This is a genomic window from Pseudomonas sp. Marseille-Q8238, from assembly GCF_965111915.1.
Genome location: NZ_CBCOPI010000001.1, coordinates 2,133,773 through 2,153,924 on the forward strand (window position 1 = coordinate 2,133,773; position 20,152 = coordinate 2,153,924).

At 60.3% G+C, this 20,152-nt stretch carries 15 protein-coding genes and 1 pseudogene; 3 read left to right on the top strand and 13 right to left on the bottom strand.

The window, feature by feature from the left end:
- Positions 1-11 precede the first annotated feature (11 nt).
- Positions 12-1,205, bottom strand: coding sequence for an ABC transporter substrate-binding protein (locus ACWPW0_RS09940; RefSeq protein WP_454255226.1), 1,194 nt, complete (start codon positions 1,203-1,205; stop codon positions 12-14).
- 165 nt (positions 1,206-1,370) lie between these two features.
- Here ACWPW0_RS09940 and ACWPW0_RS09945 point away from each other — a divergent pair, with 165 nt between their 5' ends.
- From ACWPW0_RS09945 to ACWPW0_RS09955, 3 genes are read left to right on the top strand one after another with little or no spacing between them, the layout of a single operon-like run.
- Complete coding sequence (locus ACWPW0_RS09945) at positions 1,371-1,808, top strand: copper-binding protein (protein WP_447591117.1); 438 nt, start codon at positions 1,371-1,373, stop codon at positions 1,806-1,808.
- An 8-nt stretch (positions 1,809-1,816) separates the two neighbouring features.
- Positions 1,817-3,079 carry a histidine kinase gene (locus tag ACWPW0_RS09950; RefSeq protein ID WP_454255227.1) on the top strand — a complete coding sequence of 421 codons (1,263 nt, stop codon included), beginning with the start codon at positions 1,817-1,819 and terminating at the stop codon, positions 3,077-3,079.
- Positions 3,076-3,744: a response regulator transcription factor gene (locus ACWPW0_RS09955; RefSeq protein WP_454255228.1), complete on the top strand. Its 669-nt coding sequence runs from the start codon at positions 3,076-3,078 to the stop codon at positions 3,742-3,744. Before ACWPW0_RS09950 ends, ACWPW0_RS09955 begins: the two co-directional genes overlap by 4 nt.
- A 162-nt stretch (positions 3,745-3,906) precedes the next feature.
- On the opposite strand, the pseudogene ACWPW0_RS09960 reads toward ACWPW0_RS09955, so the two are convergent.
- From ACWPW0_RS09960 to ACWPW0_RS10015, 12 genes and pseudogenes are all read right to left on the bottom strand, one after another.
- Positions 3,907-5,068 (bottom strand): annotated as a pseudogene (locus ACWPW0_RS09960) (IS3 family transposase).
- A gap of 165 nt (positions 5,069-5,233) precedes the next feature.
- Positions 5,234-6,064 (bottom strand): tetratricopeptide repeat protein, encoded by an 831-nt coding sequence (locus ACWPW0_RS09965; protein ID WP_454255229.1) that lies wholly within the window; start codon positions 6,062-6,064, stop codon positions 5,234-5,236.
- Between the two features lie 55 nt (positions 6,065-6,119).
- Entirely contained in the window at positions 6,120-8,297 is a 2,178-nt protein-coding gene (locus ACWPW0_RS09970) for a hypothetical protein (RefSeq protein WP_454255230.1), read from the bottom strand.
- A 13-nt stretch (positions 8,298-8,310) separates the two neighbouring features.
- Positions 8,311-10,737 carry a type VI secretion system tip protein TssI/VgrG gene (tssI, locus tag ACWPW0_RS09975; protein WP_454255231.1) on the bottom strand — a complete coding sequence of 809 codons (2,427 nt, stop codon included), beginning with the start codon at positions 10,735-10,737 and terminating at the stop codon, positions 8,311-8,313.
- 21 nt (positions 10,738-10,758) lie between these two features.
- Positions 10,759-11,772, bottom strand: coding sequence for a serine/threonine-protein kinase (locus ACWPW0_RS09980; protein WP_454255232.1), 1,014 nt, complete (start codon positions 11,770-11,772; stop codon positions 10,759-10,761).
- A gap of 12 nt (positions 11,773-11,784) precedes the next feature.
- The gene (locus tag ACWPW0_RS09985) at positions 11,785-12,513 is read right to left on the bottom strand and encodes a PP2C family protein-serine/threonine phosphatase (RefSeq protein WP_454255233.1); all 729 of its coding nucleotides are present in this window, start codon (positions 12,511-12,513) and stop codon (positions 11,785-11,787) included.
- Positions 12,513-16,052, bottom strand: coding sequence for a type VI secretion system membrane subunit TssM (gene tssM, locus ACWPW0_RS09990; protein ID WP_454255234.1), 3,540 nt, complete (start codon positions 16,050-16,052; stop codon positions 12,513-12,515). Before tssM ends, ACWPW0_RS09985 begins: the two co-directional genes overlap by 1 nt.
- A complete protein-coding gene (gene icmH, locus ACWPW0_RS09995; RefSeq protein WP_454255235.1) occupies positions 16,049-16,930 on the bottom strand; it encodes a type IVB secretion system protein IcmH/DotU in 882 nt (293 codons plus the stop codon). The genes tssM and icmH overlap by 4 nt, the downstream gene beginning before the upstream one ends.
- A 2-nt stretch (positions 16,931-16,932) precedes the next feature.
- Positions 16,933-18,264: a type VI secretion system baseplate subunit TssK gene (tssK, locus tag ACWPW0_RS10000; RefSeq protein ID WP_447592159.1), complete on the bottom strand. Its 1,332-nt coding sequence runs from the start codon at positions 18,262-18,264 to the stop codon at positions 16,933-16,935.
- The gene (gene tssJ / locus ACWPW0_RS10005) at positions 18,261-18,740 is read right to left on the bottom strand and encodes a type VI secretion system lipoprotein TssJ (protein WP_454255236.1); all 480 of its coding nucleotides are present in this window, start codon (positions 18,738-18,740) and stop codon (positions 18,261-18,263) included. Before tssJ ends, tssK begins: the two co-directional genes overlap by 4 nt.
- Positions 18,741-18,745: 5 nt before the next feature.
- Complete coding sequence (tagH, locus tag ACWPW0_RS10010; RefSeq protein WP_454255237.1) at positions 18,746-19,942, bottom strand: type VI secretion system-associated FHA domain protein TagH; 1,197 nt, start codon at positions 19,940-19,942, stop codon at positions 18,746-18,748.
- A gap of 19 nt (positions 19,943-19,961) precedes the next feature.
- A complete protein-coding gene (locus tag ACWPW0_RS10015; RefSeq protein ID WP_454255238.1) occupies positions 19,962-20,096 on the bottom strand; it encodes a type VI secretion protein in 135 nt (44 codons plus the stop codon).
- Positions 20,097-20,152: the final 56 nt, after the last annotated feature.

A 20,152-nucleotide genomic window follows, 5' to 3' on the forward strand; every position in this document is an offset into this window, starting at 1 on the left:
GGCGAAGCCGTTCATGGCGCGCTGCCTGCCAGGTTGCAGCGCACTTCCGGTGCGTCGAAGCCCAGGCTGTCCATTTCATTGCTGGGGTGCAGGAAGCCTTCCTGCGGCGAGGTGCTGACCAGTGCCCGTGGGTGCACCAGCTCGATGGGTTGGCGCAGTTCACCGTTCCATGGACGGAAGTTGAGCTTGCGGCCCTTGAAGCCATCCAGCGGCAACTGATCGCTCAAGGCCAGTTGGCGGATCTGTGCGGGATCATCGTTGCGCAGGCGAGTAACGGCGGCGGCGACGCTGCGCACGCCCATCCAGGCGGCGAAGTCGACGCTGTTCATCCAGCGCCCGGCATGGGCTTCGAAGCGCTTCTGCAACTGGGCGGCGCCGAAGGTTTCCACGGTCTTGTGCCAGCCGACTGGGGTCAGGCCCTGGGTGCCGGCCACCGGGCGCGGGTACCAGGTGTTGTAGGGGATGTATTCGCCGAAGTCGCCGCGCTCGTCGGCCACCAGCACCACGTCGTATTCGGCGGTCTGGGTGAACAGTGGCATGTCGGCGCTGGCGCTGCGGCGTTGGTCGTTGTCGAAGCTCCAGGGCTTTTCCGCGACGATCTTCATGCCGAAGCGCTTGGCCGAGCGACGCAGGGCGTCAGCGTAAGCCTTGTCGTCCTCGGTCTGGCCGACGATCAGCAGCCAGCGGCTCCAGCGGCGCACGGCGAGAAACTGCGCCAGGCCGTCGGCGAGCATGGCGCGGCTGGGCAGGGTGTGCAGCACATTGCCGGGGCAGTTGGCCGTGCGCAGGTTGTCGTCGGGGCTGCCGGCATTGAACAGCAGGCTGTCCGGCAGGGCCTGGCTCAGTGCGCGCAGGCTGTCGGCCGGCGCATTGACGACGAACAGGCGAATGCCTTGCTCATGCTGCTTGGCGGCGGCGGCGAGCAAGGCCTCGTGGCTGTGGCTGCGCCCGACCACCAGCTCGAACTGCTGCTTGAGAAAGCGTCCGGTGCTGTTGCTGTCGACAATGGCCAGCTCCGCGCCGCGCAGGCCGGCGTCTTCCGGTTCGGGAATGACGTTGGAGAGGATCGGCCCACGCTCGGGCTGGAAGTCGAGGTAACCGATGCGAATCTGCAGCTCGCCTTCGGCAGCCTGCAGGGTGGCCGCTACCAGGCCGCAGGCCAGGGCAAGCAGATAACGCCGGAGAGAAGCCGCAGGGAACTGCATGGCACGAGGCATCCTGGGTGGGGTGTGCGCCAGCATAGGAAGCCCCCGGGCTGCGGGGAATATGCAGAAAGTACCAGTGAGCCTGTACCAAGGTAGTAGATGGCTGGCCGGCCGAGGCCACTAGCATGGGGCTCTCTAACTAATAAAAAGAATGGGAGATGCCGCATGCGCGCATTCAAGGCCTTGATGCTCAACGTCCTGCTGATCACCAGTCTGATCGGTTTCGACAAGGTATTTGCCGCCGGTGACCTGACCCGTCGCACCGAGAAGCTGCCGGACCTGGTAATGGGCTCCGAAGAAAGCGACTACAGCATGACCCACAAGGAATACCAACTGGAGACCGGCAAGGCCTACCAGCTCAAGGTGATTTCCAACGGGCAGAAGGAATATGCCTTCCAGGCCCCCGAGTTTGCCACCAGCATCTACCTGCGCAAGGTCGAGGCCGGCGGCGTCGAGATCAAGGCCGTGACCCTGACCGAGCTGGAGTTCGAGGAAGCCGGCCAGGCCGAGATCTTCTTCGTGCCGATCAAGCCTGGCAAGTTCCGCTTCTATGCCAAGGGTCTGGAAGGTAAGGGCATGGAAGGCTGGTTTATCGTCAAGTGATGCCCGGCATGTCGGCCCTGTGGCGTATCAACCTGCTGGTCAGCCTGTTCTTCGGCGTGGTGGGGCTGCTGTGCACGGCATTGCTGCTGCACCAGGCCGAGGAAGATGTACGCCGCGAGCTGGAGGCGGCGCAAACGGTCATCGACTACCTGCTCGATGAGGCCGACAACAACCCCGTGACTCTGGAGCACCGACTTACCAGCAACCTGCGGCACGTCTATGTCGAATGGCTGGAGCCGGGGCAGCAGGCCTCGCTGGAACTGAACGGGCTATCCGGTTGGCTGGCGCGGCGTCTCTATCCCCAGGCCGGGCATGATGGCCGCGAACTGCGCCTGGAAGATGGCCGCCGCCTGTTCCTCGCTGTAGACCCGCGCGACGAGATCGACGAGGTACGCGAGTCGCTGTGGCAACTGCTCGGCCTGTTCAGCCTGTCGCTGCTGCTCTCGCTACTGGTGATCCGCTGGGCCGTACGCCGTGGTCTGCGCGTTCTGGCGGAGCTGATCGGGGCATTCGATCAGGTCTCTGAAGGGCGCCTGTCGATTCGCCTGCCAGCCCATGGTCTGCCCGAGTCACGCCAGCTTGCCGAACAGTTCAACCACATGACCCGCGCGCTGGAACAGGCCGAGGCGCAGAACAGCGAGCTGACCCGCGCCCTGATGGACCTGCAGGAGCGCGAGCGCACGCGCCTGGCTCAGACCCTGCACGACGACCTCGGCCAATACCTCACCGGCATGCGTGCGCAGATCTGCCTGCTGCGTGTACTGCCCGGCGATGCGCCGGAACTGCAGGAAACCGTAAAGCGCCTGGAAGCCAACTGCGAACACCTGCAAGCGGGCTTCCGTCACCTGGTGCGCGACCTTTATCCGGTGATGCTCGAACACCTCGAACTGCCCCAGGCCGTGCAGCAACTGGGTGAACAATGGCAGCAGAGCCAGGGTGTGCAATGCCGCGTGCTATTGGGCCGCGACCTGCCGCAACTACCCCTAGCCGAAAAGGCCCAGCTCTACCGCCTGTTGCAAGAAGCGCTGACCAATGTCGCCCGCCACGCCAAGGCGCAGGAAGTGCGCATTCGCCTCAGCGCCTACGGCCGGCGCATGCGCATCCTCGTGCGCGACGACGGTTGCGGCGAGATGGCCAGGCACACCGGCATCGGCCTGCAATCCATGCGCGAGCGCGCCCGCTGTCTGGGCGGGCAACTGCGCATCCTCAATCGCCCCGGTGCGGGATGGGCGCTCTATCTGGATATTCCGCTACAGGAGATACACGCATGAAGATCCTTCTGGTAGACGATCACGCCGTGGTCCGTCAGGGCTACGCCGGCCTGTTGCGCGCGCTGTTGCCAGAGCTGGACGTGTGTGAGGCCAGCAGCGGAGAAGAGGCCCTGCAGCGCGTGCAGGAGAACATCCCCAGCCTGGTGGTGATGGACATCGGCCTGCCCGGCATCAGCGGCCTGGAAACCACCCGCCGGCTGCGTCAGCGCCTGCCGCAATTGCGCGTGCTGTTCTTCAGCATGCACGACGAACTGCCCCTGGTACGCCAGGCCCTGGAGGCCGGTGCATCGGGCTACCTGACCAAAAATTCATCGCCCGACGTGCTGGTGGAAGCGGTACGCCGCATCCTCAGTGGGCACATCTATATCGAACAGCAACTGGCCACCCAATTGGCCTGCCACCCGCACAAAAGCGACGAGGGCGACCCACGCTTGCGCGACATGACCCAACGCGAATTCGAAATCTTCGTCATGCTCGCCCGCGGCCTGCCCTTGAAGCAGATCGCCGAAAAACTCTGCATCAGCGCCAAGACCGTCTCCAACCACCAGACCCTGCTCAAGCACAAGTTGCAGGTCAGCTCGCAGGCCGAGCTGGTGCACTTGGCGATTGATACGGGGGTGTTAAGGATTGGCGAGCAGGGTGGGCGGGAGCGGATGAGTGCGTGAGGAGTTTTTCTTCGATTAAATGTGGGTGTTGATGTGGGGCTGCTTTCAGCCTCCCCTGTTGGAAAAGTCAGTATCCCCCAAAGCTGCTGCTCGAAGTAGCAAAATTCGCTCGATTTGGACGTTGCTACGTAAAAACCAAGGCAGCTTCGTCTTCTGTAGTGGTCAACTGATCCCGGACACTGCGTTAAGTTTTTCCTCGGCCACGGCGGGCGGTAGCCCGCCGTTGAATTGATGTGGCCTTTGCCAGTTGTACCGCTGCATCAGAAATCGGCCGATATCCTGCTGTGCCAGCGAAGCGCTCATGTAACCCACGCTCGGCAGCCATTCCGTTTTCAAGCTGCGAAATAGCCGTTCCATTGGCGCATTGTCGGGGCAGTTTCCGCGTCGGCTCATGCTCTGTTTGAACCGGTAAAGCCACAGTCGCTGACGGAAACTTCTGCTGCCGTATTGGCTGCCCTGATCACTGTGGAACAGCACATTTTGAGGGCGGCCACGTTGTTCGTAGGCCACGTCCAACGCTTTGATCACCAAGTCGGCATCAGGCTTTGACGAAAATGCCCAGCCCACAACGCGGCGAGCAAACAGATCGATCACCACCGCCACATAGTGCCAACGACCTTGGGCCCACACGTACGTGATGTCACCGCACCAGACCTCATTCGGTGCCGATACGGTGAACTCCCGACCCAGCACGTTCGGGATATCCGGTCGCTCCACCGTCGCCTTTTTGTAAGCATGCGAACCGGGCTGCTTGCTGATCAATTTCATCTCGCTCATCAGCTTGCGCACTTTGAATCGCCCAATCTCGATCCCGTCTTCACGCATCATGAGCATGATGCTCCGGCTACCCGCCGCGCTGCGGCTTTGGGTAAATAACTCGTTCACTCGGCTGCGCAGAAGTAGCCGCTTAACGTCCGGAGATCGGCGCTTACGGCAGTGTGCGTAGTAGCAGGAACGGGGGACTTCAAATACCGAGCACAACAGATCCACCGGCTCTTCGGCGCGGAGTTGATCAATCAACGCGAACGCTCGTGCTCCTCGGCCATCAAGAGCGCGGTGGCCTTTTTTAGAATCGACTTTTCCCGTTCCAGGCGATTGCTCCGGGCTTCCAGTTCCTGAATTTTTTGCTGCTCGGGCGTCAGCGCTTTGCTGGCCGGGGTAATACCGTTTCGCTCTTCTTGGAGCTGGCTACCCATCGGCGCAGGGCCGACTCAACCAGCCCAAGCGAACGGGCTGCTTCGATATGGCTGTAGCCCTGGTCGAGCACCAGGCAGGCTGCCTCGTGCTTGAACTCGGGCGTAAACGTACGACGTTGCTTGGTCATCAGACACCTCTACTTTATGGCGAGTATTCTCGCCCTAAATGGGTGTCCGGGGTCAGTAGACCACTACATCAGAGCTTCAGCTGGTGCTTCCTTCACGTTGTAGTACTGGCTCCGCTGACCAGCAATGCCAGTACCAGAAACTGCCGATCAAATACCCAAGTGCTTTCATAACCGAAATGGTCTTTCTGGATGTTCGGCGTCGTAACCTTGGCTCGGGTGCTTGGGTAAAGGGTGTTCTTCGATCAGGTTGGGGTAGCGCCAGTCAGGGTCGGCTTCGGCTTTGTAATAAAGTTCTAAATAAAAATCGCTCAAGTTTTTGTCTGGTGTATAACCAAAGCCAAAACCATTACCGTCAGGGTCAAATGCCATTGCCAATATGTTAAAGGCATCGCTACTTCCTAATGCCCCAGCCCGTTGATAGTAATACAGCGCACGTGGATGGTTATTTTTAGCAACGCTATAGAAAGAGCCCACCTTTCTAAGGGCATACGTATTTTCTTGCTCTCCTGCACATCGGTAGTACTGCTCCGCCATTTCATTATCCTGCTGTTTCATTGGCAAGCCGAAGGCAAAGAAGCTGCCGATAGCCACTTGTGCTAACGAGCTGCCGAGTTGAGCTGCCTGGAACATATGGGAGCTGGCCATCCTGTCGGATTGGAGTACGCCATTACCACGCTCTGCCGTTACCGCCCAGTTGTAATAGCCTAATGGTACTTTTAACTCGACCATACGTTCATATAGGTCGAGCATCTTCTGCTTGTTTTTTTCGATACCTGGCTCACCGGGAAACCCTGTGCGGTAAAGATTGGCCAAATTATGCATGGCCTTCCAGTGATCCTTAGTAACGGCCTGTTGGTACAGTCGCTCCACCTCTGGCCAAGGTCCCATGGCGCGCTCCAGGTGGCGCGCTTGCTGGAACCATCGCTCAGCTTGGACATCCAGCGGCGGGTTGTGGTCTTTTTCGTATGCACAGATGAAAGTCGGATAGTCGGCCATGGCAGGAGCTCCGATCAACAGAGAGAGAGAGATTAAGGTGACAAGCAGCGTGAACTTAATCGAGGGCAGTAGCATAGGGTGTCTCCACATCCCAAAAGCGGGTCAGGTGAGCTATTAGAGGTTGGTCTGAGCGTTGGTGCTCCCAGTTCCTATCCATAACATCATTCCATCTCTTGAAATTTAGCTGGGCGTCCGCTCGACCATTGGGTGCCACTAAAGAAGGTTGTCTTGTATGCAACTCCCACAACTCCTTGCGCCAATGCTTCGCAAGTATTGGATCCGGGCTGGCCAGTCCGAGTTCTGAGTCGACATGCATGCTGCGGGGATTGATGTTGGCGGAACTAAGCAGGCTGAACACGTCATCCACTACCAGCAGCTTTGAGTGCACGTAGATTTTTCGGTAGAGCGTGGCTTCTCCAGGCTGGAGTGCTCGGCCAGGCTCAGGGGAGCAGGTGGTCAGCGTGGCAATGGCGACCTTGAGGCCGGGTAGCTCACGCAGTTCGTAGGGCTTCTGATCATCGCTTTTATTAGCTTGGTCACGAGCCAATACACGGACTTTTTCTTCGCTCAGGCCTCCCACCCGTTGCTCTACGTCGGGTGTGATCCCCTGGTTTTCGAGTTCAGTGATTTCTCTCCGCAAAGAGGCCATCTGTATCCGTGTTTGCTGCACATTACGCCCACTATGATCGGTCTCTAACATGGCTAAGCGATTGCGCTTGCGTATCAGTTTTTGCGCCAGGTCGCGCTGGGTCTGGGGCATGAGTTGCTCCTGGCCTAGTGACTGCATCATCTCGTACGTGGAGCTGGAGAAATCGGCACTATCTGGAGTGTTGGTCACCACGAACAGGTACAGGTCGTCAGGCCGTTTCTTTTGCTTGTAGGCGGCGGCTAAGGTGGCCAATTGCTCACCGAAGGCTGCATAGCGAAAGTATTGATTTTCGAAATACAGGTAGTTACGGGCGTTACCGATGGCTTTACGGTAGATTTCCAGAATTGAAGTTTCGGCACCTTCCTGTGGCTGGGTGCGGCAGATCTGGACGAGGCTGCGTCCTGGCGTAGCAAAGACGTGCGGTTTGATAGCTTCGCGCTCGCTAAGCAGGCTGCCGGTGAACCAACGTTTGATCCAGTGGCTTTCACGATCCCAAGCCCGACAGAAGTTATGGTTCAGGTCGTGCAGCACCGAGCCATTGACTTGCATGGATAGATCTTGCCATGGGCCGAACCCGGGGCTGCGTTTGGCTGCTTTGTCATCGAATAGGTGGGCATTAGTATCCCAGTAGTTTCGATGCATGTTGTGGCCCATGACGAAGCCGGTAGCCAGGCGCGAGTCCTGATAGTCGATCAGTATCATTTTCTGGTGATGGCTGGGAAACAGGCTTAGCAACAGCATCTGCTTCCAGGTTACGTCTGGAGCTTCGCTGTCAATCAGTCGGCTCAGAATGTCCAGACGCTCAGACCATATTACCTTGCCGCTGTCCAAGCTAGGGGCCAGCAATAGGTTGTCGTTAAAGTCACGGGTGCGGAATTCGACATTCTGCATCCAGCCTTTATGCACTTTACGAAACCAGTCGCGGGTGAAGACCTGTTCATTTGGGGATTGCTTTGGGGCTCCAGAGCCACGAATGATGTTGTAACCATCGAGTGCTGCCAGCTCGGCTTCCAACTCCTGAATGGTGGTTTCCAGTTCTTTTTCACGCTGGCGATAGCGGAACTGGCTATCGTTGTAGTAGGGCAGTTCACCAGCTCGCAGTTTGGCTAGCTCGTTACGGTGTACTTGCAGGCGGAACTGTAATTGCTCACGGTCATTGTCGGAGGCGGCCTGCCCTCGTCTTACTCCTGAGCCGGCGGCGGTACCTCCTGAACCTATCGCTCCGTCACCGATTACAGTGTTTTCCTTAAGGTTGGCGACCAAGTTCTTCCAGATCAATACCCGAACTTTGACTCCGCGACGCCCGCAAAGATCGAGCAGTTCGCCGATTCGGTCGCCGTCAGGTTTGAAACGCATCGCTGGATCGAATCCCCAACTGATTATTTCAATGCTCTTTTGTGCAGCTTCGAGCGCATCATAAATGGCGCCGAAGGCTCGCTCGCCATTGATCAGAGGGATGACTTCTACATCAGCACGAGGTGGATAGATGCCTTTGCTGGCGAACCAATCCATGGTTAGGTTGGCGAGCTTGGCTGTTTTAGTCCGTAAACTGAGGGTCTGGGCACTGTATTCAGGGTTAGCCATGAGCTTCCTTCTCCTACTGGCGTGTTTTCTTCGGGGTCAGAGCTAGCGCGAGGCGCCGATAGTCATCGGCTGTCGCTAGGGGCTCGATTTGATCGATTTGGGCCTGATAATCCCGATGTCCTTGCCGGGCGAGGGTTTCGATATCAGTTTCTCTTATCTGCTCGAATGATTCGTGGGCATCGATCTCGAAACGGTGTCCGTTGAGTACCTCAATGGCATAGCGCAGAGTGCCAGGACGATGTTCGAACTCAACAATGCCTTTTGGCCCGGTCAAGCCTTGTGCCATCTGGGTGCCATCGGCAAAGAGAATATAAGGTTCGTGTTCATACCCTGGCATGCCGGGAACTGGGCTGATCTGCACCCGTAACGTTGGTATCACTTCGGGAGTGGGCTGAGATACAGCTTGTTTCAACACCTTGCCGGCTTTGTCCATAGCCGCAGGTAATGGAATCACCGGCAACATGCTGAGATTCCCCGAGCCCTTGCCGGGTGCCCCCCCGGCGTTGATTCTGGCCAGCGGTCCGACCAGGGTAATGCCGCCTGGGTCTAGCTTGATAAAGCTGCCGCCAGCCTTGAGGGTCAGTTCGATGCCGGCCTCGATGACCATCTTCTGCCCGGCCTTGAGGTGGATCTCGCGGCCGGCCTGGGTCAGTTGCGCGTTACCGAGCTTGATGTGCTGGTTCTGGCCGACGCTGACGTGGTCGTCGAGTTTGGCCTCGACCTTGCGCTCGGCTTTGATCGTCAGGTGTTCTTCGGTTTTGAACTCTGTGTAGCTGTTGGCTTCAACCGTCTCGTGACGTTCGTTGCCGACGCGGATCTTCTGGTCGTGCTCGATGTTCTCGTCCCAGTCGCGTTGGGCGTGGAGGTAGATCTGCTCGGCACCTTTTCGATCTTCAATGCGCAGTTCGTTGTAGCCACCACCGCCAGGGCTGCTCAGGGTTTTGAACACACTGCGGGTCTTGTTCGCTGGGAGGTCGTAGGGCACCACATGTTCAGCATGGAAAAGGCAACCGGTGACCAGGGGTTGGTCGGGGTCCCCTTCGAGGAAGGTGACCAGCACTTCCATACCGATCCGAGGAATGGCGATACCACCGTAACGGTCGCCGGCCCAACTGGAGCTGACGCGTAGCCAGCAACTGGTTTTGTCGTCGGCCTGGCCTTCACGATCCCAGTAGAACTGCACCTTGATACGACCATATTTGTCACAGTGAATTTCTTCGCCGGCCGGGCCGGTGACCACTGCCGTCTGGCTGCCCAGCACTCTCGGCTTGAGGTGTTCTAGCGGTGGCCGAAAGGGCGTTTCCCAGGGCGTGGCGAGAAAGCGATTGCGGTAGCCCTGGTGGAAGTCGCTACTCTCTGTCGAAGTCTTGCCAGTGGTAGCGTGCAGCAAAGAGGAAAGACCTTTGCTCAGCGCTGAAGTCGTGGTTATCGATTCTTCAAGCACCTGCGGCTGCTTGCCCTCGTGAATCACTTCGGTGAGCAACCACAGGTCGTTCCATTCCTGGCGTGGGTGCTCGGACATTTCCAGCAGGTGGCCGGTCGCTAGCCGTGGTTCATCGCTATGGCCTTCGGCCTGCTGGTAGTCGGTACGGTGGCGTTCCAGGGCACGCTTGGCCAGGTGCTTGCCACGTTTGCGGTCGGTGTAGCTGCCTGGGTAGTCGTAGTCCTCCAGGCTTGGTGGCGTCGTGCTGTCCTGTACCTGGGAACCCTGATAGGCAGCCTCCAATAAAAGGCGCGGCTGCTCGAAATCGTAGTCGCGTCGGGTGATGCGTTCTGTGCGTGTTGCCAGGCGTAACGCGAAGCGCCGGATCACCGGATCGTCAGCGGTCATGCCGCTGTCCTGGACATAAGCGGTGGGGCGGCCCAGTTTGGCGAAGGCGCTCTGGTCGTCGCCGAACGTCAATACATGGCCATCAGCGCCATGCTGGAAGTGGTAGTGGATACCTTCCTCCTCGCATAGACGCTGGACGAAATGTAGATCGCTTTCGTCGTACTGCACACAGTAATCACGTGTCGGATATACCGTCGGGCCGAGCAGAAACTGGTAGTCACCAAGGGCGATGCCGTGCTCCTGCAGTATCTGGCCGACGATCTGTGGCACCGTCAGATGCTGGAATATGCGCTGGTTGCTGCGATGGGCGAGGTACGCCAATTGCGGCACGATGGTCAGGCGGTAGCGGGTCAGGCGTTTGCCGGACTCGCCTTGCTCGGCGCGGTGTACCAGGCCATGGATGCCCAGGCCGTCTGGGGTGAAAGCCAGGAAGGCACGGCGATGCAGCAGGTCGGCAAGGTCGAGTTCGGGGTTCTCGCTGACCAATTCGACATCGAAACGGTAGGTCTGGCTGACCGCCTCGCGCCCGCTGAACTCGAGCACCTGCAAGTCATGCTCAAGCCCGTCGAGGGTCAGGCTGAAGTGGTTTTCATTGGCCGGGTTGAACATGATCGTATCCTTGTATCGAAGTCATCCGTTGAGGGCCTCGTGGGTTCTGCCCAGCCAGCGTTGCAGTCGTGAGCGCGGCGGGCGGCGAAAGGCTTGCAGCAATTCGGCACAGCCGATATTGCGCTGCGCCTCATCGAAGGCCAATGCAGTACGCAGGGCCAGCCAGCAGTTCAGGGGGAGTCGCGGCGGGCATTTCAACTGCTTGTCCAACTCCATGCTTTTGGCTTGCTTGGCGCTGAGGCGACGGAAGGGGTGGCGGCCGCTGGCCAGTTCATACAGCACGCAGGCGATGGCATAAATATCGGCGCTGGCCGTGAGTGGGGCGCCGTCGAGTAGCTCCAGTGCGGCGTAGCGCGGCGTCCAGGCGGCGAAGCGGTTACGGCACAGCCGTGGCAGGCCTGGCAGCACGCCTTCCACGGGCTGTCCGAGGCCGTAGTCGAACAGGCGCAGGCCATCGGCGGCGAGCATCACGTTGCTGGGTTTCAGGTCGCCATGCAGTACGCCCAGGTTGTGTGAGTAATTCAGGGCGTCGAGCAGGGCAGTGGCGATGTCCTGCAACTCTGGCCAGGGCAGGCCATCAGGCCGTTCGCCGAGCAGTTGGTCGAGCGTGAGGCCCTTGAGCAGTTCCAGGGTGAGGAAGGCGCGTTGGCTGGGCAGATCGACCTCGAACCCGAACAGGCGCACCACGTGGGGGTGGTTGAGTCGCGCGGTGAGGGCGAACTCGCTGTACAGCAGCGAGTTGGCATCCGGGTATTCGGCGAAGTCATCGCTGAGGGTTTTCACCGCGACATAGGGCTCGGGGTCTCCGAATTGTTCGCGCAGCAGATCGCGGGCGCGATACACCGCGCCCATGCCGCCCACGCCCAACAGGCGCTCGATGCGGTAGCGTCCGCCGAGCACCTCCGGCAACTCGCCGGGCACAGTGTGCACGACGTTCTTCACCGTCTGGGTAGCAGTAGCGGCCAGGGCGAAGTAGGTCAGTTGAGACGCTTCGTCCAGGCTGGCGACAGCGGCGTCATCAAGAGGGTTACTCATCCTTGAGTCTCCTTATCGGCGTATCACCACCGCGCTGATATTGTCCCGAGCGGGGCCATCCAAGGCCTGTTGGAACAGGCGATTAAGGGCCAGTAGCGGGGAGGGCAGGTTCAGGGCGGCGCTCAGCTCATCGGCAGACAACGCCTGATAAAGGCCATCGCTACACAGTAGAAACGCATCACCAGGGAGCACATCCAGCTCGAGAATTTCCAGCTTCAGTTCGTCGCTCGCGCCAATGGCGCGGGTCAGCGCATGAGCGGCTGGATGACGGGCTGCTTCTGCCGGGCTTAGCTGCTGCTCGTCGATCAGTTGCTGAAACAGTGAGTGATCACGGCTGAGTTGGTACAGACGACTGCTGCGCCACAGGTAGCAACGGCTGTCGCCTGCCCAGACGCAGGCGGCGCGATTGTCCTCGATCAGCAGGGCAACCACGGTGCTGCCGATGATCGGCTCTGGCTGGCCGGCGACCACGGTGAGCGCCTGGCCCAGATGATGGTTGATGCCATGCAAACGCTTGCGCAGATCGTCCAGGCGTTGTGACAAATCCCCCTCGCTGGGTTCGGCCAACTGCTCGATGATAAGGCGGCTGGCCAGGGCACCGTTCTGGTGCCCACCCATGCCATCGGCGACTACCCACAGGCCCTGCTCAGGCAGCGCCAGCAAGGCGTCTTCGTTGCGCGCACGGACCTTGCCGGCCTCAGTGCGCGCGGCGCTGCGCCAGCTACAGGCGAGCGCTGTCATCAGAGCGTCGCCGGCAGTTTGAAGCTGCGCAGTTGGCCGATGTCGAACGGGTTCGGCGAGCGTTGGCTGTGCAGCAAGTAGTTGGCGCGTAGGCCGCCCAGATCCGCCTTGAGCATGAGTACGTCGCGGCCACTGTGGTAGTCCACGTTCATCAGGTCGAGCAATCGGAACAGCGACCAGGGACCGGTGTTTTTCTCGATGCCGACTTTGCGTCCACCCAGCTCTTCCACGACCAGGCTGGTGCGGCCCTCGTTGGCTTCAGCCGGCCAACTGAAGGCGGTCTGCACGATGGGGCCATGACGGTATTCCATCTGCTGGTTGCCGAAGCGGAAGTCGGCTCGGCCCAGGCTGGAGTCGAGCGAGTAGGGTTCCAGTTTGAACAGCACTTTCGGTTCGCTGGGGTTTTCGGCGAAGAAGCTGCGGCGAATGACCTGCGCGTGACTCATCTGTTGAAGGAACTCACGGGATAGCGGCAGGCCGCGACCATCAACGCGACGCAGTTGGTACTGACCGGAGTTGTCGCTGACGAAGGGCCGGAGGTAGCCGTCGAAGAAGCGCTCGGCGATGCCTTGGGCCTTGAAGAACTCACGGAAATCGGCAATCGCCACGTCGCTTTCGCTGTGGGCGCTGAATGGATAGCGCTGCTTCAGGGAGCCGTTATAGGCCGCATACAGTTCGCTCTTGTAGCGCTGGTTGAGGTAGTGATGGGCATCGCCCAATACCAGCACCCAGGTATCTTCAGCGAGCAGGCCAAGCCAGTTGCCAATCGGTTGCGGCAGGCGGGCGGCGTTGCTACGGACCTGGTTGATGGCATCCCGTTGGCCACCCATGCGCGCCTTGGCCAGTTCGAAGGCCGCCTGTTCCGGCGCGCTGGCATGGGCCAGGCTGGTCAGCTGCAGTTGCAGGGCGTCTAGGGCTTGCAGGGTGATGGCCAGTTCCGCGCCAGCTCCGCCGTTTTCATCGAGCAGGCGATGGAGAGGTTCGAAGCGTCGCTCGAGGGTTTTGCGGGCAGTATCCGGCAGGTTCTTGACCAGCAGCGCTTGAGCCTGTTCGGCTGCGGCGCTGGCCAGTTTGGCGGCCTTGCCCAGCTTGCCCTTGCTGCCTTCCAGGGCTTCAGCGGCACCGCCAACGTTATCGGCGGCATCAGCCAGACCTTTGAAGCGGGTGTTATCACGCACTTCGACCAGTAGCTGCAGCAGCGGCGAGTTGGCAGCAGTCAGGCCTGCCAGTTGCTGGGCACCCTGGTTGGCGCTGCCGATGGGCGACAGGTTCAATTGCGCCAGCGCCTCGCCCCAGTAGTTGGCGTAGTCGCGGAAGTACAGTTGCTCCATCTCTACCAGCAGACGGCTCAAGTCGCCTGTGCTGAGGGTATCGCCTTCACCCAGTACCCAGTTGTCACGCAGGATCTCACGTACCAGGTCGGCGCCCTGGGCGACGAACAGCTTCTGGTAGCCGACCTGGGTGTAGAACCCCGGAATGGTGTGGTCGCCGCCGCTGAACAGACCCGCTTGTGGCCCCAGTTTCTGGCTCAGGCGATAGTCGGGCAGGCTACGCGCCTGATCGCGGAGCATGCGATAGACGACGTTGGCCAGGGATTCGCTGCGTAGAACCTGACGCGCCTGAGCCACGAGCGAAGCATTGAGCGAGTAGGGCGCGAAGGGCTCCGACAGCAAGCGTTCGAAGTGTTCATTGAGGCCCCGCTGGCCAACGCTGTTGCCGGCATAGCGCAGTGACCAGTCCGCAGCCAACCAGTCCTGCAGGAAGGCCTTGTCGCGGCGGGCTTCGAGGTTGAGCATCAGGTAGGCACGCAGGCTGCCCAGCAGACGTTCGCGGTCATTAAGATTGGCGCGTACCTGGGCTTCCAACTGACGGCCAACACGGGGCAGCAACAGGCTTTCCAGTTCGGCACGGTAGGCGCGGTGCAGGGTCGGGTTGACCTTCTCACCTTGATACAGCCCGCCACGTTGCAGGTAGGAAACGTCGCCCACTGCCGGGAAAACCCGAGTGCTGGCATAGCTGTAATCCAGAGTCTTGAGTGCGCGCAGGGCATCGTCCTGAACGCTGAGGGTGGATTGTTCACGGCTCAGTTTCTGGGCGATCTCGCGCAGGTTCTCCAACCTCGAATGGTTGCCGGAGAAACTCGTGGCCCACAGCAGGCCGAACAGGGCCAGACAGGCCAGGCCGGTGGCATACAGGGCGCGTTGGCCCCAATCGATACGACGGACTTCTTTCTGATCCAGGCCGGCCAGTTCCGACTCGGGGAAGATGACCCGGCTGAGCAGGTGGTTGATGAAGCGCGAGCGGCCACTGCGGAATGTTGGCAGAGCGCTGCTGGCGAGGCCCAGGTTACGGCCGATGCCACTGGTGATCGGGTCGAGTTGGTCGTTCAGCGTCGGCGCGCTGGTCAGGTAGAACCCGCGCAACTGGCTGGCGCGCTGGTAGCGGTTGCCGCTGAAGGCCAGTTCGGCGAACAGGCACAGGCGCTCGCCGAGCTGGCCGAGTTGGTGCGGGAAGTCGAGGATGCGACCGCGGCGCTGGGTATCGCGCTCCTGGTGCATGCGCAGAATCACCTGGCTGTTGAGGCGTCGCAGCAGCTCCTCGAATTCCTGACGGATTACCTGCACGTCGGTCGCGTTCTGCTCTTTGCGGAAGCTGGCGCCTAGCACCTGGTCACTTTCTTCACGGGAAAGCTGGTCGAAGAACTCATCGAAGCCCAGTACCTTGTCGGCCTTGCTCAGCACCAGGTAGACCGGTACATCGGCTCCGAGGCGCTGGTGAATATCCAGCAGGCGCTGGCGGGTCTGGCGTGCCAGGCTTTCCAGTTCACTCTCGCTACCGCCTTGCAGCTGTTCGACCGGGATGTTCACCAGTACGCCGTTCAACGGACGTGCGCGGCGCTTGCGCAGCAGGCCGAGCAGGGTGTCCCAGGCACGGCTGTCGATGGCGGGATCGGGTTGGGTCAGGTAACGCCCTGCGGTGTCGATCAACACCGCATGGTCGGCGAAGTACCAGTCGGCATAGCGAGTTCCGGAGACATCCTTGGTCAGGCGCTGCTGATCGTTACGGTTGAGCGGGAAGTCCAGACCGGAGAAATCCAGCAGGCTGGTCTTGCCGCTGCCTTGCGGACCGAGCAGCAGGTACCAGGGCAGCTCGCTGCGCCATTTTTCGCTGCGGCCACGGTACAGGCTGGAGCGCTTCAAGGTGTGCAGGGCTTGCTTGAAACGATTGCGCAGCTCGACCTGCTCTTCGTTGATCAGGCCCTCGCGGCGCAGGCGTTCCTGGGCGGCGGCGTCATCTTCTTCGGCCTTCTTGCGAGCGTTGGCCTTCCAGCTGGCAAAGACCATGGCCAGGCCCCAGATGAGGAACAGCAGGCTGATACTCAGCAGGCGGCTGGCAGCGGACTCCCAGAATTTATAATCGCTGACCGCCAGGAGCGGACCGACGAACCAGATAAGGACTGCCAGAAGCAGGACAAGACACAGGCTCCATACCCAGGTCTTGCGAAAGAATGCGGCCAGTTTGCCGAAAAAACTCTTCATTTCAGATCATCCCTGTTCATACCCGCAGACGGGGCGAGTTGCTCGTACGGCTGCAAAACGGTGTCACGCTGCTCGCCCAGTACCCAGGCAAAACCGCTGTACATCACCACCAGGCAAGCCAGGGTGAACAGCGCCACGAACCACCACGGCACGATGCGCATCAGGCGCCGGCGGGTGTCCTTGAGGCCCTGCCAGTGGGGTGAAACTTCCCGAGGGACATCGCCGCGCAACTGGCGGATCTGCCGGTACAAACTGTCGCGCACGGCCTCCAGTTCGAGCATGCCGCGCGGCAGCACGCGGTACTTGCCCTCGAAGCCGAGCGACAGACACAGGTACATCAGCTCCAGCATCGGCAGGTGCTTGACCGGGTTACGTGACAGACGCTCGAGCAACTGGAAGAACTTCTCGCCGCCGAAGGTTTCGTTGTGAAAGCTCGATAGCAGGCTCATCTGCGACCATTCACTTTCATTGCCCCAGGGCGTGGTCACGACGGCCTCATCGAGCACCGTGCAGAGCACGTAGCGTGCGGCCATGACCTGGCTGCTTTCGGCTCCTTCATGCAGGGAACGATGTTCGAACAGCTTGATGGCGCTGCACAGGCGCTGGTTCAGCGCCTGCATGTTTTCGCTGTCGAAACTGTGTTTCAGGCGCACCACTTCCGAGAGCAGCGAGGCGGCGGCGGCAACCAGTGGGTTGAGGCTGATGTTGAAGGTTTCCGCCGGGCGCAGTCGCGCGGCATAGATCATCCGCTCTTCCAGTTGCTCGAACCGCGGCGGCGCGGCGAAGTCGGTCAGCGGACTGTGTGCGCTGGTATCACCGTTGCGGTTGAGGATGACGGTCTTGTCGTCCTGACTGTATTCCATTTCCTTGGTAGTCATCATCAGTTCCTGATCGCCCAGAATTTCAGTTCAAGCCCGGAGAACTCACCGGAGACATGGAAGGCGAAGCCGCCGGAGCGCTCCAGTTGCGCGAGTTCTTCGCTGCCCAACTCCAGGGAGAAGTAGGTCTTGCCGGAGTGGAAGGGGATCTGCCGTGGTGCAACCGGCAGCGGTTTGATCTTGATCCCCGGCAGGTGCAGGTTGACCAATTGGCGAATGCCTTCCACCGGGCCGACCTTGAGGTGTGCCGGCAAACGATTACGCAGTTCCTCGGAATCGCATTGGGCGCTTGCAGCAAGCACGAAGGCGGAGGTAGTGAGCAGTTTGTGATCGTGCAGCGGTGCGACCTGGATGCCGTACTGACGCTGTTGCAGCAGCAGTTCGATGGCGTGTTGCTCCAGCACCATCGACAGCACCTGGCGGATGGCATCCATCAGTTTGCGGAAGCTCATGCCCTGGTCGCTGTGCAGGTAGCGTCCCTCCAGGCGTGGACGCTTGATCTCGCTGGAGAAGGTCGCCAGTTCGCCCAGCAGACCCAGCAACTCGCGGTAGATCTGTTCCGGATGGACCTGTTCGATACCCAGGTAGTGGCGCAGTATCGGCTCGAAGCGGTTGATCAACTGCAGCATCATGAAGTCACCCACTTCGGCGCCGCCAACCTTGCCAGTTGAGCGGATGCGTTCGGCCAGGATGTCGCCACGGTGGGCGAGCATGCTGATGACCTCCTTGAGACACGACAGCAGGTAGCCAGATGCCTGGAAGTTGACGTAGGTGGGGATGAACTCCGGGGCGAGGCTGATCACGCCGTCGGGCGTGGTGTCGAGCACATCGCACAACTGCAGTTTGACGTAGGCCTGGTCGCTCTGTTGCTCACCGAGCAGCAGGCGAAAGTCCGGGCGACCGCAACACACCTGGCTGTTGCTGCTGTCACCGGCATTGGAATCGGTAACGTCTTCGTCCTGCACGGTGTAGCGGGCCAGTACGTCCTGCTGTTCGGGCCGGCGGCTTTCGATATGGTTGCCGGTGACCAGTGGCAGGGCCAGATAGACCGGTGTGTTACCGGTATTCGGTGGCACATCCAGGGCCAATGGCTCGCGCTCTGCGCCGATGTCGAACAGAGTGCCGTCCGGCAGGATGCCACTGGCCCGGCTCACCACCAGCTTGCCCATGTTGAGAAACTGGCGGTCGATTTCCAACTCGAAAAAACCCCAGGCGTAGCTTTCGAGTTTTTGCGTACGGGTCTTCAGTTGGTAGTCGTAATAACGGTCGTTCTGCTGGAAATGCTGCGGGCGCAGCAGCATGCCTTCCTGCCAGACCACTTTGTGCATGGTCATGGCTTGCCCCCTGTTTCCTCGAGGCTTCTGATGCCCAGGGCACCAAGCGTGAGTACGCTGGTGTTGCGGGCCTGTTCCTGGATTGGAATCACCACGCGCCAGTTGCTTTCCGGCAGGTCGCGGTAGGCGGCCAGTACACCGACGTAACGGCTGCCGGGTTGAACTGAGAGTTTCAGTTCACGTTGTTCGCCGGGGCGCAACTCCAGCTCTTCGTAGGTGACCATGTCTGGGGACAGGGCTTCCTTGGGGCGCTGGTACAGGGAGAAGAAATCCGCGCTTTCGAAGGCTACCGGGTGCTTCAGCTCGATCAGGCGCAGCACGATGGGTGAGGGCCGGCCATGCAGGTCGGGGTTTAGCTGTTCGCTGCCGTTCAGGGTCAGGTCGAGCTTGGTCATCGTCGAGTAGGGCGACAGCGAGGAGCATCCGGCGAGCGTCAACAGCGCAGCCAGCAGGGCCAGTGAGGCGTGGCGAGACATGACAATCATCCTTGAGTATCGGTGGTGAGCGTGGCGATCAGGCGAACCTGTTCTTCGTAGGTATGGGCAAAATCACGGGCGAACAGGCGCTCGTTCCAGTCGTCGTTGCGCTCCAGGGCGCTATGCAGGCGCCGATAGGCACGCCAGCGGCTGCCGGCTGTAGCGATCAATGGGCGGCGTCCTTCGCGTTCGAATCGCAGGGTCAGTTGCTCCGGAGAAAGCTGTTCGAACATGCCTTTGACGGCGGCCCTGCTGGCCGCGAGAAGCGCCACCTGATGTGCCTGTACATCGCGAAAGCCTCGGTTGATGGCTTGTTCGGCGCTCAACTGACCGGCTTTGCCGCCACGCAGCAAGGCTGTCATCGCGTCATTGCTGTCGGCGGTGTGCTTGAGCGGGTTGTTGCCGGCGCTCTGCACCGTGGTCAACGCTAGGCGTAGTTCATTCTTCAATTCACTGCGGGTGCGCAGGGCTTGCTGCAGGCAGCCGACACTGTGCTTGAGCAGCCGGGCAGCCTGCAGCGCGATGGCTTCACGGGCGTCATCATCGAGGTCGTTGAGCTTCACCCCAAGGGCGTCACCGAACTGCTCCCAGAAGGTGGGTGGCAGGCGCACCGGTTCAGGCACGGGTTTGGGTTGCGGCTGGATGGGCGGGGCGACCAGCTGTGGCACCATCAGGTTTTCTTCATCGATCTGGGCGTAGTCGCGCTGTTGCGTCTGCACGTTGCTAGGCCGCAGGATCGCCGCCAGCTCATCGACTTCGGCATACACACGCTCCTGCTGATCGATGGCTGTCAGCGGGTCGAGATCGAGAAACGCATCGTCCGGAATGATGCTACCGGCCGGCAGTGAACGGCCGATATCGTCGGCAAACAGATCAGGGTCGCGGACCAGTCGGGCACGTACCTCGAACTCACCGAAGCAATACACGCTGCCGTGTTCGATGCGTTGCGGTTCGCCCTTGCGCAGGCTGGCGCCGCTGTCTTTCAGCTGAATGCCATTGCTGCTGGTGTCGGTGAGATAGAACGAGCCGTCGCGGTAGCTCACTTCGGCGTGACGGCCGGACAACACGCGCTTGCGATCGGGAATGACCCAGTCACACTCTTCGGCGCGACCAATCACACCGCCGGCCTGCTTGAAGGATTTTGTGGTCAGCAGCCCAGGGACGAACTGCTGAGCGCTGACCATATCGAATACCAATTCCATGGTAGTGAACTCCTTGTGCTCAGTTGCCGCGCTTTACCGCATGTGGATCGCCCAGCGGGCGGTATTGGTCGTCATTGAACTTGTAGTTGCCGGTACAGCCGGTAAGGGCAATGAGCGCGATGAGCAGGGCGATAGCGCTGTAGTGCTGGCGCATTCTGGTTTCCTCCATGAAAGGTGTATTGACGCGTACATACGACATAGGTGCAGGGG

What these genes read in the sequence shown, in the direction of transcription:
- ACWPW0_RS09940 (WP_454255226.1), bottom strand. Translation starts at nt 1,205, where the DNA reads ATGCAGTTCCCTGCGGCTTCTCTCCGGCGTTATCTGCTTGCCCTGGCC.
- ACWPW0_RS09945 (WP_447591117.1), top strand. Translation starts at nt 1,371, where the DNA reads ATGCGCGCATTCAAGGCCTTGATGCTCAACGTCCTGCTGATCACCAGT.
- ACWPW0_RS09950 (WP_454255227.1), top strand. Translation starts at nt 1,817, where the DNA reads ATGTCGGCCCTGTGGCGTATCAACCTGCTGGTCAGCCTGTTCTTCGGC.
- ACWPW0_RS09955 (WP_454255228.1), top strand. Translation starts at nt 3,076, where the DNA reads ATGAAGATCCTTCTGGTAGACGATCACGCCGTGGTCCGTCAGGGCTAC.
- ACWPW0_RS09965 (WP_454255229.1), bottom strand. Translation starts at nt 6,064, where the DNA reads ATGGCCGACTATCCGACTTTCATCTGTGCATACGAAAAAGACCACAAC.
- ACWPW0_RS09970 (WP_454255230.1), bottom strand. Translation starts at nt 8,297, where the DNA reads ATGGCTAACCCTGAATACAGTGCCCAGACCCTCAGTTTACGGACTAAA.
- tssI (WP_454255231.1), bottom strand. Translation starts at nt 10,737, where the DNA reads ATGTTCAACCCGGCCAATGAAAACCACTTCAGCCTGACCCTCGACGGG.
- ACWPW0_RS09980 (WP_454255232.1), bottom strand. Translation starts at nt 11,772, where the DNA reads ATGAGTAACCCTCTTGATGACGCCGCTGTCGCCAGCCTGGACGAAGCG.
- ACWPW0_RS09985 (WP_454255233.1), bottom strand. Translation starts at nt 12,513, where the DNA reads ATGACAGCGCTCGCCTGTAGCTGGCGCAGCGCCGCGCGCACTGAGGCC.
- tssM (WP_454255234.1), bottom strand. Translation starts at nt 16,052, where the DNA reads ATGAAGAGTTTTTTCGGCAAACTGGCCGCATTCTTTCGCAAGACCTGG.
- icmH (WP_454255235.1), bottom strand. Translation starts at nt 16,930, where the DNA reads ATGACTACCAAGGAAATGGAATACAGTCAGGACGACAAGACCGTCATC.
- tssK (WP_447592159.1), bottom strand. Translation starts at nt 18,264, where the DNA reads ATGACCATGCACAAAGTGGTCTGGCAGGAAGGCATGCTGCTGCGCCCG.
- tssJ (WP_454255236.1), bottom strand. Translation starts at nt 18,740, where the DNA reads ATGTCTCGCCACGCCTCACTGGCCCTGCTGGCTGCGCTGTTGACGCTC.
- tagH (WP_454255237.1), bottom strand. Translation starts at nt 19,942, where the DNA reads ATGGAATTGGTATTCGATATGGTCAGCGCTCAGCAGTTCGTCCCTGGG.
- ACWPW0_RS10015 (WP_454255238.1), bottom strand. Translation starts at nt 20,096, where the DNA reads ATGCGCCAGCACTACAGCGCTATCGCCCTGCTCATCGCGCTCATTGCC.